Raw genomic sequence first — 15,879 nt, forward strand, 5'->3', positions numbered from 1 at the left:
GCTTGGCCAGAAAAATGAGTCGTTCTCGCTGTTCTAAACTAAGTGGTACAGAAACAATTCGAGGCATGTGTGAACATCTGTTAACTAAAAAAACTTTTTCGCATGATTAGTTATTTTTGTCAACTTATCAAATTTTACAAAACATATATAAAAAAACCGTCTCAAATTCAGCAAAAAGACTATAATTATCAATACTGATCAACTAAACCAGCATATGCAAAACTCAAGTGAAAAAAAAGCTTTTGGGACTCATTTAAAGCAACAACCAAATGCTCATCAACTCCCAGACAGTCCAACAGTATTAGCAAAAGAATTTAATCTACGCTATAGCGGAAATCCTATCAGTGTCCAAGCTGCAAATAATTGGCTTATGAGTATCGCTATCCCAACACAAGATAAATTACAAATTTTAGCTGCTTGGCTTAATGTTTCCACCCAATGGTTACGTTTTGGTGAACAACCCACCGAATCACAATCCGAAACATTATTTTCCATACCATCAGAGGGAATATCCAAGAAATTTGAAAAGCTCTCGCCCAAACAACAATTACTTGTTCAAGAGTTGATTGATGCTTTATTGAGGCTTTGTTGCATAAAGATTTTGTAAGCTTCTGATTTAAATAGGTTTGTATGAATTTCAACCTAAAAATTAAATGAACAAAATCAGTTGGTTATGTATTTATGCAACAAAGCCAATTTTATTTAATCTAAATATGTAATTACTTCAATAATATATTTTCTGAATTTCAATTTCCAGTTTTTAGGATATAAGATAGAAATCAATTTAAGGTCTATTGATATTTCAATTATGCTTTAATATTGTCTAAAAAAGCTCCTGTTGCCAGCATCTGTGAAATACCAACAGCCTCTAATCATTTGCTTATCTACTACAACCTCTAAAAATCTAAAATCCCTGCAAATGCAGGGATTTTTTTGTTAAAAACGATGATGAGATTACATCATACCGCCCATACCACCCATGCCACCCATATCTGGCATTGCTGGCTTGTCTTCTGGAATTTCAGTAATCATACATTCTGTGGTTAACATCAAGCCAGCAACAGACGCTGCATGCTCAAGTGCAGAACGAGTTACTTTTGCAGGGTCAAGAATACCCATTTCCAGCATGTCGCCATATTCACCAGTCGCAGCATTATAACCATAGTTACCTTCACCGTTCTTCACAGCATTGATTACTACAGATGGCTCATCACCAGCATTGGCTACGATTTGACGAAGTGGCGCTTCAATCGCACGGCGTAAAATGTTGATACCTACGTTTTGGTCATCGTTAGCACCAGTCAGACCATCAAGTGCAGATGCAGCACGCACCAGTGCAACACCACCACCTGCAACAACACCTTCTTCAACCGCAGCGCGAGTTGCGTGAAGCGCATCATCCACACGGTCTTTCTTCTCTTTCATTTCAACTTCAGTTGCAGCACCAATTTTGATGACTGCTACACCGCCTGCTAATTTAGCAACACGTTCTTGAAGTTTTTCTTTGTCATATTCAGAAGTAGATTCTTCGATTTGCGCACGGATTTGCTGAACACGCTCAGAAATCTGATTTGCATCACCAGCACCATCCACAATCACGGTGTTTTCTTTAGAGACTGTAACTTTGTGCGCGCTACCCAAATGCTCTAGTGATGTTTGCTCCAAAGACATACCAATTTCTTCAGAAATAACCGTACCGCCTGTCAAGATTGCAATATCTTGAAGCATTGCTTTACGACGATCACCAAAACCAGGCGCTTTCACCGCACATACTTTGATGATGCCACGCATGTTGTTCACAACAAGCGTTGCCAGCGCTTCGCCTTCAACATCTTCAGCGATGATCAGAAGAGGCTTACCTGTTTTTGCAACCGCTTCTAGCACTGTGATTAATTCACGAATGTTGCTGATTTTTTTATCAACAAGAAGAATGTATGGGTTTTCAAGTTCAGCTGTTAGTGTATCTTGTTTGTTTGCAAAGTAAGGGCTGATGTAACCACGGTCAAACTGCATACCCTCTACAACATCTAGAGAATCTTCAAAGCCTGAACCTTCTTCAACAGTAATTACACCTTCTTTACCGACTTTTTCCATTGCTTGAGCAATAAGTTTACCAACAGTGGTGTCAGAGTTCGCAGAAATAGAACCTACTTGTTCAATGGCTTTAGAGTCAGATGCAGGTTTTGCAGTCGCTTTAATTTCAGCAACTACAGCTTTAACCGCGATGTCGATACCGCGTTTAAGATCCATTGGGTTCATACCCGCAGTTACTGATTTAATCCCTTCATTAAGGATTGCTTGTGCAAGAACAGTTGCAGTTGTTGTACCGTCACCCGCAATATCGTTGGTTTTTGAAGACACTTCACGAACTAGCTGAGCGCCCATGTTTTCAAACTTATCTTTTAACGTGATTTCTTTAGCAACAGAAACACCATCTTTAGTGATGTGCGGCGCACCGAAAGAACGGTCGATGACAACGTTACGGCCTTTAGGACCTAAAGTCACTTTTACAGCATCTGCAAGTACATTTACACCCGCGATCATTTTTGAACGCGCTGAATCACCAAATTTTACGTCTTTAGCTGACATGTCTAACTCCGAATCTTTTTAAAATTTTTAACAATTTATGATGAATAAAAGGGTCTAAATGTGTGTACGAAACTTAAGCTTCAAGTACCGCTAAGATGTCAGACTCTTTCATAATAAGAAGCTCTTCGCCTGCTACTTTTACTTTTGTACCGGCATAAGTGCCAAACAATACGTTGTCACCAACTTTAACGTCTAATGCACGTACGCCATTGTCAGTTACTTTGCCATTACCTACAGCGATTACTTCGCCTTGAGCAGGTTGTTCAGCTGCTGAAGTACTTAAAATAAGACCACCAGCAGTTTTAGTTTCCTTTTCAACACGGCGAATCACAACGTTGTCATGCAAAGGACGAATATTGCTCATAGTTAACTCCAGACTAAGTCTATTTACTAGATAAAAGACGATGACATTTTGATTTCCATAAGCCATCGACAAAAAATAATTTAGATGACACTTTTGTGGGGATGGAAAAAAACCCTTCAAGGGCAAAATTTAATTTTTTTCATTTTTTTGTATTTTTTTTCTTCAAAATTTAAATTTAAAGGATTAAAGCTCATCCAAAATATGAGTACTAAGATTTTCTTCGAATATTTTTAACTTTGAATGATAAAAATAATGCTGCACATTCATCTGCTCATCAATGACATTAAAACTGTTGGCAAGGTTCTCGTGTAGGCGATATGACGTTGCAGTTCCAGCATGAATATCCCAAACTGGATGCGCAGCACCTAAAGTATAAATCTGATTGAGGTCATAGCTGGCTGGAACATGTAAATGTCCATGCAATAAACCATTTAAACCGTGTTGACTCCACTGTTCGAGTGCCAAACGCCCTTGAACAGGACAATCTTTCACACCATGCGGGTCATTGGGCGGCGTATAAAAAGGTTGATGCGCTATGATTAATTTCACTTTATTGGGCGGCGCATGTTTAAGTAATTCCTCGACATGATGTATTTGCTCCAGCGATACATGCCCACGCGTATGGTAACGACGGCGAATACTATTGATCCCAATTAAATAAAAATGCTCGGTTTCCAGTACATTTTCCATGGCACCAAAAAATAGTTGATAACGTGCAAAAGGGCTAAAAACACGGTTCCATAAATGATATAGCGGAATATCATGATTCCCCGGCACAACGATATAAGGCAGCTTTAAGCTTTCTAAAAATTGCTTACATGCATAAAACTGACGATAACGCGCACGTTGGGTTAAGTCTCCACTGGCAACCACGGCCTCGATACGCTGTTCACGACAAAATTGCTGAATAGCGCGCATACACTCTGGCTTTTCAGTGCCGAAATGCAGATCAGACAGATGCAGTATCATGTGGCACCCGTATCTTTAAGGCTTGTTTTTGCACTCGAATTTTAAGCGGCGGTTTCATTTCTACAATCTCACCATCCACAGCAACGGTCATTTTTTTTCGTTGGGTATGTATGGTGACTTCATCAGCGGCAAAACTATACACATCTGGTGCATTGTCGATATTGCCACGGATCAATTGCCATAAAATTTTAAATAACGTTTTCTTATCACTTTTTGCGACAACCACACCTGCAACTTTACCTGCCTCTGCATCTTTAGCGATTTGCAAGTTTAAATCGGCCAATTGCAATTGATTATTGCCAAAAAAAATCAAGGGCGTTTTGACTGGATAAATATGATGATCCACTTCGATTTCCAATTTCAGCTCTTTACGATCTCGAATCAGCACATCCAAACCTGAGGTATAAGCATGCAATGGGAAACGCCCAAACTTCTGATTATAAAATTCTCTTTTTTGTATAAATAAAGGATACAAGCCCAAACTGGCATTGTTTAAATAGATATGTTCATTGATTTGCGCCACGTGCACCTGTCGATTATTGCCTGTCGCAATCACCTGTGCCGCTTGAATTAAATCGAGAGGAATATTGAGTACCCGCGCCACATAGTTAAATGTGCCCAAAGGTAAGACCCCCATAGGAATATCGGTATGCATCAACTGATGAGCAACAGCATTTAAGGTTCCATCACCACCTGCAGCAACCACAACACCCAAATTATCAGGGTCTTTATGGCGTGCAAATACCTTGCTCATTAAAGTATCAAAACTCGCTTCCTGCCCAAGCTCAAAAGACTGTATTTCGAAATCATGATCGGATAATATCCGCACAAGTTCCTCGTAGACTTCATCTTTGTTTGCAGCATGAAATCCTGATTTTTTATTATAAATAATAGATAAAGGCTTGGCTTGTTTAATCACTTTTTATACATCTTGGCCGCTTAGTTTTGTATTTTGTCGAATTTAACAGCAAATAATAGCGCCTTTATGTAAAAATCGAATTACCACCATTTATTTAATCAATAATAATTCTCAAATATCAAATACATGCAACTTTTTGTTTTTATTAAAAATAAATATATAAAATATTGTCCATCACGTTAATAAATAAAGTGAAAATTCACCACAAAATATGTTAAGTTATTGTATTTTATCTATATTTAATATAAATAGCATTAACTACCAAAAAAAATCTACCACTTCTTTAGTCTTATTTTTTTTATGATTTTATGCTTTAATACAGCCACTTTTTTTCATCTTTTATCTGCATGATGTAACCCATGATGCAGATTATACTTTGTACGGTTAGTACATTTTTGAGATAGGCCTCACCATGACCCAAGTGAACGCACCAGAATTCGTTCGTCACCCTAAGCTAATTGCTTGGGTGGAAGAAATTGCCAAATTAACCAAACCAGCAAAAATCGAATGGTGTGACGGTAGCGCAGAAGAATATCAACGTTATATCGACTTGATGATCGCTAACGGCACTATGCAAGAACTTAACCAAGAAAAACATCCTGGTTCTTACCTTGCTAATTCTGATCCTTCTGACGTTGCTCGTGTTGAAGGTCGTACTTACATCTGTTCTGAAAAACAAGAAGATGCAGGCGCAACAAACAACTGGGAAGCTCCAGCTGAAATGCGTGCTCGTCTGAATGGTTTATTTGACGGTTCAATGAAAGGCCGTACTTTGTACGTTGTTCCTTTCTCTATGGGTCCTTTAGGTTCTCATATTGCTCACATCGGTATCGAACTTACTGATTCTCCTTACGTTGCTGTAAGCATGTCTAAAATGGCTCGTATGGGTAAAGCTGTTTATGACGTACTTGGTACTGACGGTGACTTCATTCCTTGCGTACACACTGTTGGTGCTCCGCTTGAAGAAGGTCAAAAAGACGTTGCTTGGCCTTGCAACCCTGAAAAATACATCGTTCATTACCCAGAAACTCGTGAAATCTGGTCTTACGGTTCTGGTTACGGCGGTAACGCATTGTTGGGTAAAAAATGCCTAGCTTTACGTATTGCATCTTCTATGGGTCGTCAACAAGGTTGGTTAGCTGAACACATGCTCATCCTTGGCGTGACAAACCCACAAGGCGAAAAACACTACATCGCAGCTGCATTCCCTTCTGCGTGTGGTAAAACAAACTTCGCGATGTTGATTCCACCAGCGGGTTACGAAGGTTGGAAAATTGAAACTGTAGGTGATGATATTGCTTGGATCAAACCAGGTGAAGATGGTCGTTTATATGCAATCAACCCTGAAGCTGGTTTCTTCGGTGTAGCACCTGGTACAAATACCAAGACTAACCCGAACTGTATGGCGACTCTTCATAAAGACGTAATCTATACCAACGTTGCTGTAACTGACGAAGGTGAAGTATGGTGGGAAGGTCTGACTAAAGAAGCGCCTGCTAACTTGACTAACTGGAAAGGTCAGCCACACGTTGCTGGTGAAAAAGCTGCGCATCCAAATGCTCGTTTCACTGTTTCAGCGGGTCAATGTCCTTCTATTGATGCTGACTGGGAAAATCCAGCAGGTGTTCCAATTTCTGCGTTCATCTTCGGTGGTCGTCGTGCCGATACTGTACCTTTAGTATCTGAAGCTTTTGACTGGGTTGATGGCGTTTATAAAGCTGCAACAATGGGTTCAGAAACAACTGCTGCTGCTGTTGGTCAACAAGGTATTGTTCGCCGTGACCCATTTGCCATGCTACCATTTGCTGGTTACAACATGGCTGACTACTTTGGCCACTGGTTACAACTTGGTCAAGAAGTTGGCGCTAAAGCAGAAGCTGCTGGTAACACATTACCAAAAATCTTCAATGTAAACTGGTTCCGTCGTGATGCTGAAGGCAATTTCGTATGGCCTGGTTTCGGTCAGAACATGCGTGTGCTTGAGTGGATTATTGACCGTTGCGAAGGTCGTGCAGAAGCGACTGAAACACCAATCGGTCTGGTTCCTACCTATGAGCAGTTAAACTGGAAAGGTATCGATTTCTCTAAAGAGCAATTCGATACAGTAACCACTCAGGACAAAGACCAATGGATCAAGGAACTTGAAAGCCATACTGAGTTATTTACCAAACTTGGTGATCGCCTACCTCAAGCCCTTAAAGATCGTCAGGCTGAATTATTAAACGCGGTTAAATCTGCTTAATCATAATTGATATGAAAAGGTCACTTCGGTGGCCTTTTTATTTGGCTGATCAAGTAACGATGCGCAACACATTTATAAGTAGTTACTAAAACAATTTTGGTGCAAAATTAAACACTCCAACCAAAGAAACGCCACAAACCATCAACGTAGTGACACGTCGAAAATCGAAAACCTTGGTTTCACAACGGCTAGAGATATCTTAAATAACAGACCCACCCAACCCTATAACTAATATGCTTATAACGGATATGCTGCCTAACTAAATCAAATAATTTAGGCTAATGAACTAGTATTTTATTATCCTTGTTATTTTTATGATTTAATGATAGCTTTTAGTTCAAATAAATCAATATTATTGTGTTTAATACTTCATTAAATAGGCGTCTTATGCAGCAAATTTTAGCATCTTATGTGTCACCTCTGCCGCATAAGAGTAGTTAGGTGAGCGGAATGTACCTTGATCTCAGAGCACACATTGATTCTGTCGTGGGAAATCTCGAAGGCTCATGGGTCGCGAAGAAAAGCAGCTATGAATCAGATGCATGCAAAGGTCTTGGCTTCAAATGCGAAATGGGCCGCTATGCCGATGCATCTTGGAATAATTACTCAATAGAGCTCAAGAAAGGCACATCCATCTGGATTGATATCGTTCGCTACAGTGAAATACTTCTAGATCACCCACACCTCAATGTAGATACATCTGTCACATTATTCTTAGTTCCAGATAAAGATAAATCACATATATCTGATGTGGTTTGCGTTCCAACATCACGCCTCATAAGTAAGCTCAATCTAGATAAAGAGGCTGCGAAAGTAATAGTTAGTCTAAAAGAAATGATGCCACGCCAGCTTAATGCCCAAGCCAGCCTTACAGTTAAAGATGTAAAAGAGATGAGCGTATTTTCCTCAGATAGGATATCGAGCCTTCTGCGGTAATGGCCACTCACCTAACAACTCGTTCAAGGGTCGACGTTTTCGGCATGCGCCGAAAACGCGCCCTTAACTCCAACGTTAGATAAAAGGCTCTTTAAAGACAGTACTGCTATACAATTTTTTAAGCGGCATGCGGCTCTTGCTGTTTAGATACTAAATAAGCATCTAATTGATTCATTTCAATTTGTGTAAAACTCAAGCCCAATTTGGAACGTCTCCAAAGAATATCTTCGCTAGTTGTTACCCATTCAAAGCGACATAAATAATCCACTTCTTCAGCATACAGACCCTGACCAAAATGTTTTCCGAGTTGGTCAACCGATGTTGCCTCGCCCAATATATTCCAGATCCGTGAACCATAGGCAGATGCCCAGCGTTTTGCCAGTGCTTCTGGAGCATCCGTGATTTGAGCACGGATTTCCTGCATCAGCTGCTCTACAGATTCCATATTTTCACCACCTGGCAAAGCTTCCGTTGCAGTCCAGCTTCCCCGCATCTCAGGAAAAAATGCCTTGAGCTGTTGCATGGCAGATTCAGCCAATTTACGATATGTTGTTAATTTTCCACCAAATACGGAAAGTAATGGGGCCTGCCCCACCTCACCTTTGGACAAAGCCAAAGTATAGTCACGGGTAATGGCTGATGGATTATCTGACTCATCATCACACAGCGGACGCACACCTGAATAAGTTGAAATGATGTCCGTTTGCGTCAATTGAGTTTTAAAGTGATCATTTGACACATCAAGTAAGTAATCAATTTCTTCTTGGCTTATCTTTACTCGATTTGGGTCTGCGTGATATTCACGATCTGTCGTGCCGATCAAGGTATATTGTTCTAAATATGGGATCGCAAAAACAATGCGATGGTCATCATTTTGCATAATAAAAGCTTTATCACCCTCAAAGAGCTTTGGAACAATGATATGGCTACCTTGTATCAGCCGTATACCATAAGGTGACTCTTGCTTTAACCCCTGTTTTATAAAGTCAGCAACCCAAGGACCTGCCGCATTCACCAATACTTTAGCCTGCACATTTTGCAAACCCTTAGCATTTTTTAAACATACCTGCCAAATACCTCCCTTACTATATGCATTTAAACATTCTGTTCGAGTCAGAATCTGTGCACCATATTCGCGTGCTTGTATCGCATTGAGTACAACCAAGCGTGCGTCATCCACTGCACAATCGGAATATTCGAACCCTCGGGTAAATTTGGATGCTAAAGGACTATTTTCCAAGTCAAATTCAATACCATTTGAGCCTGCAAGCTGTTCTCGCTTACCCAAATAATCATAAAAGAATAATCCAGTACGAATCAGCCAAGCCGGACGTAAGTGCGGTTCATGTGGCATGATAAAACGCATCGGTCGAATAATATGAGGGGCTTTTTTAAGGAGAACTTCGCGTTCTGCGAGTGCTTCACGTACCAAACGAAATTCTTTATGTTCTAAATAGCGCAGACCACCATGAATTAATTTGCTACTTGCAGATGAAGTATGGCTCGCGAGATCGTCTTTTTCACAGAGCAAAACACTTAAACCCCGCCCCGCAGCATCACAGGCAATACCAACACCATTAATTCCACCACCAATGACCACCATGTCATATATTGATTGTTGTTCTGTATTCATCGCTCCCTCCCACTCTATCTTTTTATTCAACAATGCTTCGTTTTCTTTGCTTTATTATTTTTCTCATTGATCATGATTTTTTGATCAAGATACCTATTTTGGTCACGATATCCTTACGCTGAGTTTTTGTATTCCTCATTAAATGAGAAGTTATATTTTAAATGTACGTTTAAAAGCCTGCTGGCTCAAGTATGAAATCAATCATTTTAAGGCCCAAACCATTATTCAAAGCAAAATTCATGACAAGTTGTTGATTTGTACACTTTTTAAACAAAACCTCTTTTTTAGTTTACATTTCATGCTTTTCGATACGCATAAGATATTTTCACATAATAAAAAAAGATGGATTTTAAAATGACGGAAGAAATTGTTACTCAATCAAATTTAGATACAAAGACCCGAGTGAAATCCATTCTCGGTGGTTCAGCCGGTAATCTTGTTGAATGGTACGATTGGTATGTCTATGCAGCATTCACCCTCTATTTCGCCCATGCTTTTTTCCCTCAAGGTAGCCAGACTGCACAGCTTCTCCAAGCTGCGGCCATCTTTGCAGTCGGTTTCCTCATGCGACCCATTGGTGCATGGATTATGGGGATCTATTCAGACAAAAAAGGTCGAAAGTCAGGTTTAACCCTCTCCGTCACACTCATGTGTATCGGCTCATTGATGATTGCCATTTCTCCAACGCATGACCAAATTGGTATTTTGGCGCCGATTATTCTTGTGGTTGCACGACTAATTCAAGGTTTAAGTGTCGGCGGTGAATATGGCGCTAGTGCGACCTACCTCAGTGAAATGGCTGACCGTGACCGTCGTGGTTTTTTTCAAGCTTTCAATATGTGACACTGATTGCAGGTCAGTTGACTGCACTGTGCGTACTACTTATTTTGCAATGGTTGCTGACAGAAGAACAATTGCATGATTGGGGCTGGCGTATTCCGTTCTTTATCGGTGCGTGTTTAGCGGTAGTGGTTTTCCGTATTCGACGTGGCCTACTAGAAACCCAGTCCTTCAAAAATGCACAAGAGCAAAAGGACCAGCCTGAATCAGGCTTATTTTCTCTATTTAAGCATTATCCGAAAGAAGCATTCACGGTGTTATTTTTAACAGCTGGGGGTACATTGGCTTTTTATACCTACACCACCTATTTGCAAAAATATCTGGTCAATACCTCTGGCTTTAGTAAACCTGAGGCCACGCAAATCACCACTTTAGCACTGTTTATTTTTATGTGCTTACAACCACTAGCAGGTGGTCTATCCGATAAAATTGGTCGTAAGCCTTTAATGATCGCTTTTGGGATCTTAGGGGTGCTGTTCACCTATGTTCTATTTAGTGCATTAGGACAAACTCAAGATTATTGGACTGCATTTTGGCTCTGTCTCGCAGGTCTAGTGATTGTCACGGGATACACCTCGATCAATGCGGTTGTAAAAGCAGAAATGTTCCCTGCGCATATTCGCGCATTGGGTGTTGCACTGCCTTATGCTCTTGCAAATACCATCTTTGGTGGTACGGCAGAATTCTTCGCGCTGAGTTTTAAAGAAGCTGGTCACGAGTCATGGTTCTTTATCTATGTGACCATCATGATTTTTATTTCGTTATTGGTCTACGTCTTTATGAAAGACACCAAACACCATTCCAAAATTCAGGAGCATTGATCAGGGGCATTTGATGATGACTTATTGATCAAGCTGATCAAAAACAACGTATTTCCCCCATCAAAGCCTCAATCTATGAGGCTTTGTTGTTTTCATTTAGTCGTGAAAAATCTATCTGATCAAAAAAATCGCATTTTATAGACTAAAGTCGCATGATTTTCTGCGACAACAGGAGTATAAATTAAATAAATATAGTTCCATCTCCCATTTCGACAAAATATATTGATTTAAACTTTTCCCAAAGAGTTTAAATGGATATGTTTTGCATTCATTCCTTGGAGAATGATGTGTCAAACTCATCTGAGCCAGTTGTTCCTGAACAATTGGATAGAAAAACTCGTGTCAAATCTATCCTCGGCGGATCTGCCGGCAACCTCGTTGAATGGTACGACTGGTATGTCTACGCTGCCTTTACCCTTTACTTTGCACCGCAATTTTTCCCTGACGGTGACAATACTGTAAAACTCTTACAAGCAGCTGCAGTCTTTGCACTCGGTTTCTTAATGCGTCCAATCGGCGCATGGGTCATGGGTATTTATGCGGACCGTAAAGGTCGTAAAGCAGGTTTGACGCTGTCTGTATCGTTGATGTGTGTCGGCTCACTGATGATCGCATGTGCGCCAACCTATGATTCTGTAGGCATGCTCGCACCCGCTATTCTACTTTTAGCGCGTTTACTCCAAGGCTTAAGTGTCGGCGGTGAATATGGCTCTAGTGCTACCTATTTGACTGAAATGGCAGGTAAAAACCACCGTGGTTTCTTCTCAAGTTTCCAATATGTCACACTGATTTCAGGTCAACTATTGGCTCTTTGCGTTTTAATTATCCTACAACGCAATTTCTCAGAACAAGCTTTAACTGAATGGGGCTGGCGTGTTCCGTTCTTCATCGGTGCGTTGCTCGCTATTGTGGTGTTCTGGATTCGTCGCGGTTTAGTTGAAACTCAATCCTCTAAAGAAGCCCAAGAACAGGCTAAAAATGGTGGTCCAAAATCAGGTGCTTTAGCGTTATTTACCAAATATCCTAAACAAGCCTTCACTGTGATCATGTTAACTGCCGGTGGTACTTTAGCGTTCAACACCTTTACCACTTATTTGCAAAAATATTTGGTCAACACGTCGGGCTTTGAAAAAACCACAGCAACTGAAATTACCACTGCTGCGATTTTCATCTTCATGCTATTACAACCTGCTGTCGGTGCGCTTTCAGACAAAATTGGTCGTAAGCCAATTATGATCGCCTTTGGTGTACTTGGTGTGCTGTTTACCATTCCTATTTTCAATGGTATCGGTTCTACGACTAGCCCAACTACTGCATTTATGCTTTGCATGAGCGGTATGGTGATTGTAACTGGTTATACTGCGATTAATGCCGTAGTAAAAGCAGAGTTGTTCCCTGCACACATCCGTGCCCTAGGTGTTGCATTGCCTTATGCCATTGCAAATACACTCTTTGGTGGTACCGCAGAACTTGTAGCTTTGAGCTTCAAAAATGCAGGCCATGAAAACTACTTCTTCTACTACATTACATTCATGATTGGTTTATCTTTAATTACCTATGTCTTCATGAAAGATACCAAAAAACATAGCATGATCACTGACGATTAATTCGCTCAGCCCTGCTATTCCACTTAAGCTCATCAAAGCCTATTTTGATGAGCTTTTTTTATCTCCATTTCCATCTATTCACCGTTTCGGCTGCATCAAAGAGTTAATCAAACTTCTTTGGCTTTCTTGATTTTCGCCATCGAGTCGACAGACGGACTATGGCATACTGAGCATACAAATACACACGGCGAATGAATGATGAATAATATTTACAAAGTTTTAAGTTTGGGTATTGTTGCAATGTCGATGGCTGCTTGCCAAAGCACTCCACGTGCTTTTAATGGTCAAACGGGCTTTCAAATAGAGTCCAAATCTGCAGATAGCGCAACACTTGCATATACTTTAGCGGGTCGCCAAAACCAACAACTGGATGCCAATAAATTACAACGTGCTTGCCAAAAAGTATTAAATACGCAAAAGACCTATAAATTACAAATCTTAAGCGTGAACGAAATTGCAAATCCTGCTTTGGAAAATACCCAGTACGGCCGGCAAATTGGTAATACACGTGCGAACTTTGGACTGTCAAATACCCCAGACCTTCGTAACTCCGAAAACTTAGGTGCACGTGATGCACTCGATGCTCGTCCTGCCACCTTACGTGTGGTTCGCTATACCTGTTCTTAATAACTATTATGATGTTCAAAAGACAAAAAATAAGACGCTTTAAGCGTCTTATTTTTTTATGGGTTTAATATTTATAGGGTTTTATAAAAACTCACATTTCGAAACTCAGGTGATTCATCCAAATCAGGCCATGTCGTCGCGCTTCGTTCATCGAGTTTTTCATATTTAGGATGACTAAAGTTTTTCACACGACTATCTGCCACCCACACTTCTGGAGCAAACTTTAAAAACTCATCCAAAAAGAAACGGTTGCATTGGTCGTATAGTACATCGGCAGCCAATAAAATATCGACTCGTTCGGCTTTATACAGATCGTCCAAATATTCGAGTTCAACATTATTCAACTCTGCATTGGCACGGCAGGCATCTAGGCTCACTTGGTCGATGTCACAGCAAATCACGCGTTTCGCCCCTGCCATTTTTGCTGCAATCGCCACCACACCTGAACCTGCACCAAAGTCCAACACCACTTTATCTTTGACATGATGGGGTTCAGCCAACAACCACTGCGCCATTGCAAGCCCTGAAGCCCAACAAAAAATCCAATACGGCGTATCATTCCATATACGACGAATGACTTCATCATCCAATTTATCGGTTGGAAATACCGGTGGGATCAACCATAAAGAAATCGGGGTTTCAGGCAACTGTTGTGCATGTAATTCACAATGCGGAATGACTTCATGCAGCGCTTTCAGTAAATGTTCAGGGGCTTTGTGAAATTGGAAAGTACAGCTCATTAGAATTTTATTTTTCGAATATGCAGAGTTTTAGTGTCATAAAAGCCTAAATTAAGATCGGAAGTTCCCTCTCCTGAGCAAAATTTAAAGCACTGCTTTTAAATTGAAGCGCAAGAGAGGGTTAGGGAGAGGATTATTTATAAAAAGCACCCTCATCCTAGCCTCCTCCCAGAGGGAGAAGGAAAAACCGACAACATTAACCTAAAGCTTTTTCAGCAGCTTCAACAGTTTGACGAATCAACGTTGTAATGGTCATTGGGCCTACACCACCCGGAACAGGTGTATACGCAGAAGCAATTTCTTCAATACCCACCAATTGGATATCACCTACACCGCCGCCATCACGTGGATGGAAGCCAGCATCAACAACCACTGCACCCGGTTTGATCCAATCTTTTTGAATCAATTCAGCTTTACCTACCGCACCCACAATAATGTCAGCTTGCTTAACAAAGTCAGCTAAGTTTTGAGTACGTGAGTGGCAAGTGGTCACTGTTGCATTCGCTTCAAGTAGCATCGCAGACATTGGTTTACCCAAAATTGCAGAACGACCCACAACAACCGCATGTTTACCTGCGATTTCAATGTTGTTTTCTTTTAGAATGGTCATGATACCTGCAGGAGTCGCAGAACCATACGCAGCTTCACCCATCGCCATACGACCAAAACCTAAGCAAGTCACGCCATCTACGTCTTTTTCAAGAGAGATCGCATCGAAACATGCACGCTCATCAATTTGAGCAGGTACTGGGTGTTGTAACAAAATACCGTGAACATCTGGATTTGCATTCAATTTTTCAATTTCAGCAAGCAATTGCTCAGTTGTGGTTTCTTTAGGAAGCTCAACTTTTAATGAATCCATACCAACACGGCGGCAAGCATTCCCTTTCATACGTACATAAGTTGCAGATGCACCATCGTCACCTACCAAAATAGTCGCAAGAATTGGGGTACGACCAGTTTTCTCTTTTAGCGCTTCTACGCGAGTCAACAAGTCAGCTTCAATTTTCTTCGCCAATGCACGACCATCTAAAACTAATGCCACGGCACTTCTCCAAGTGATGATATGAATCAATTTTGCACATAATACATGATTATTTTAAATTTTTTACCTTGTATGCTGCTTTTATGCTCATACAGATGAATCTGCTATTGTTTTTTTTTCAGAGCTTGCTAATATACGCATCAACAAGACATGGCGGGGTGGCAGAGTGGTCATGCAGCGGACTGCAACTCCGTGTACGCCGGTTCGATTCCGACCTCCGCCTCCAATCTTGTTAAGCCCGAGTGGTGAAATCGGTAGACACAGGGGATTTAAAATCCCCCGCCCACAAAGCGTGCCAGTTCGAGTCTGGCCTCGGGCACCATTCTTCTACTACTGAAGATGGTGTAATAAAGAACCCAGCGATAAGCTGGTTTTTTTATGCCTAAAGTTTAGTAAGACAATAAAAAAAAGCGAGCTACGGCCACTGCTGTCCCATAGTTTGCTTTAAATAAAAAAACCTGAGTCCTAACAGTTAAAATATGAGTGCAAACAAACACTTTAACGACCAGGATTCAGGTTTTGTCACATCAGAATACCGTATTTCATG

12 protein-coding genes, 2 tRNA genes and 2 pseudogenes are annotated in these 15,879 nt (G+C 40.8%); 8 read left to right on the forward strand and 8 right to left on the reverse strand.

The window, feature by feature from the left end; genetic code table 11:
* Window positions 1-67: pseudogene (locus FTT98_RS18280) on the reverse strand (helix-turn-helix domain-containing protein); the annotation flags it as partial.
* A gap of 147 nt (window positions 68-214) precedes the next feature.
* Between FTT98_RS18280 and FTT98_RS15610 the strand changes: the two are divergent.
* Complete coding sequence (locus tag FTT98_RS15610) at window positions 215-607, forward strand: hypothetical protein (protein WP_180177533.1); 393 nt, start codon at window positions 215-217, stop codon at window positions 605-607.
* 347 nt (window positions 608-954) lie between these two features.
* On the opposite strand, the gene groL is transcribed toward FTT98_RS15610, so the two are convergent.
* The 4 genes from groL to FTT98_RS15630 form a co-directional block, all read right to left on the reverse strand.
* A complete protein-coding gene (groL, locus tag FTT98_RS15615) occupies window positions 955-2,589 on the reverse strand; it encodes a chaperonin GroEL (RefSeq protein WP_180177534.1) in 1,635 nt (544 codons plus the stop codon).
* Window positions 2,590-2,662: 73 nt separating this feature from the next.
* Window positions 2,663-2,953, reverse strand: a complete 291-nt coding sequence (gene groES, locus FTT98_RS15620; protein WP_078192966.1) for a co-chaperone GroES — start codon at window positions 2,951-2,953, stop codon at window positions 2,663-2,665.
* 183 nt (window positions 2,954-3,136) lie between these two features.
* Window positions 3,137-3,922 (reverse strand): metallophosphoesterase, encoded by a 786-nt coding sequence (locus FTT98_RS15625; protein WP_180177535.1) that lies wholly within the window; start codon window positions 3,920-3,922, stop codon window positions 3,137-3,139.
* Window positions 3,903-4,841: a diacylglycerol kinase family protein gene (locus FTT98_RS15630; RefSeq protein ID WP_180177536.1), complete on the reverse strand. Its 939-nt coding sequence runs from the start codon at window positions 4,839-4,841 to the stop codon at window positions 3,903-3,905. Before FTT98_RS15630 ends, FTT98_RS15625 begins: the two co-directional genes overlap by 20 nt.
* A 412-nt stretch (window positions 4,842-5,253) precedes the next feature.
* Here FTT98_RS15630 and FTT98_RS15635 point away from each other — a divergent pair, with 412 nt between their 5' ends.
* Window positions 5,254-7,083 (forward strand): phosphoenolpyruvate carboxykinase (GTP), encoded by a 1,830-nt coding sequence (locus tag FTT98_RS15635; protein WP_180177537.1) that lies wholly within the window; start codon window positions 5,254-5,256, stop codon window positions 7,081-7,083.
* Between the two features lie 450 nt (window positions 7,084-7,533).
* Complete coding sequence (locus tag FTT98_RS15640) at window positions 7,534-8,019, forward strand: hypothetical protein (RefSeq protein ID WP_180041669.1); 486 nt, start codon at window positions 7,534-7,536, stop codon at window positions 8,017-8,019.
* Window positions 8,020-8,137: 118 nt separating this feature from the next.
* Here FTT98_RS15640 and glpD read toward each other — a convergent pair whose 3' ends face one another.
* A complete protein-coding gene (glpD, locus tag FTT98_RS15645; RefSeq protein WP_180177538.1) occupies window positions 8,138-9,652 on the reverse strand; it encodes a glycerol-3-phosphate dehydrogenase in 1,515 nt (504 codons plus the stop codon).
* Window positions 9,653-9,994: 342 nt separating this feature from the next.
* On the opposite strand from glpD, the pseudogene FTT98_RS15650 reads away from it, so the two are divergent.
* The 3 genes and pseudogenes from FTT98_RS15650 (at window position 9,995) to FTT98_RS15660 (ending at window position 13,547) form a co-directional block, all read left to right on the forward strand.
* Window positions 9,995-11,313, forward strand: a pseudogene (locus FTT98_RS15650) (MFS transporter).
* Window positions 11,314-11,600: 287 nt separating this feature from the next.
* On the forward strand, window positions 11,601-12,920 hold the full coding sequence (locus FTT98_RS15655) for an MFS transporter (protein WP_078190125.1): 1,320 nt from the start codon (window positions 11,601-11,603) through the stop codon (window positions 12,918-12,920).
* Window positions 12,921-13,118: 198 nt separating this feature from the next.
* Complete coding sequence (locus tag FTT98_RS15660; RefSeq protein WP_180177540.1) at window positions 13,119-13,547, forward strand: hypothetical protein; 429 nt, start codon at window positions 13,119-13,121, stop codon at window positions 13,545-13,547.
* A gap of 71 nt (window positions 13,548-13,618) precedes the next feature.
* On the opposite strand, the gene FTT98_RS15665 is transcribed toward FTT98_RS15660, so the two are convergent.
* Window positions 13,619-14,287, reverse strand: a complete 669-nt coding sequence (locus tag FTT98_RS15665) for a methyltransferase (protein ID WP_180177539.1) — start codon at window positions 14,285-14,287, stop codon at window positions 13,619-13,621.
* A 196-nt stretch (window positions 14,288-14,483) separates the two neighbouring features.
* The gene (folD, locus tag FTT98_RS15670) at window positions 14,484-15,332 is read right to left on the reverse strand and encodes a bifunctional methylenetetrahydrofolate dehydrogenase/methenyltetrahydrofolate cyclohydrolase FolD (protein WP_078189885.1); all 849 of its coding nucleotides are present in this window, start codon (window positions 15,330-15,332) and stop codon (window positions 14,484-14,486) included.
* A gap of 152 nt (window positions 15,333-15,484) precedes the next feature.
* Between folD and FTT98_RS15675 the strand changes: the two genes are divergently transcribed.
* Both FTT98_RS15675 and FTT98_RS15680 read left to right on the forward strand, forming a co-directional pair.
* A tRNA-Cys gene (locus tag FTT98_RS15675) sits at window positions 15,485-15,558 on the forward strand.
* A gap of 10 nt (window positions 15,559-15,568) precedes the next feature.
* Window positions 15,569-15,654, forward strand: a tRNA-Leu gene (locus FTT98_RS15680).
* Window positions 15,655-15,879 lie beyond the last annotated feature (225 nt).

The organism is Acinetobacter sp. YH12039, from assembly GCF_013420015.1.
Taxonomy (GTDB): domain Bacteria; phylum Pseudomonadota; class Gammaproteobacteria; order Pseudomonadales; family Moraxellaceae; genus Acinetobacter; species Acinetobacter amyesii.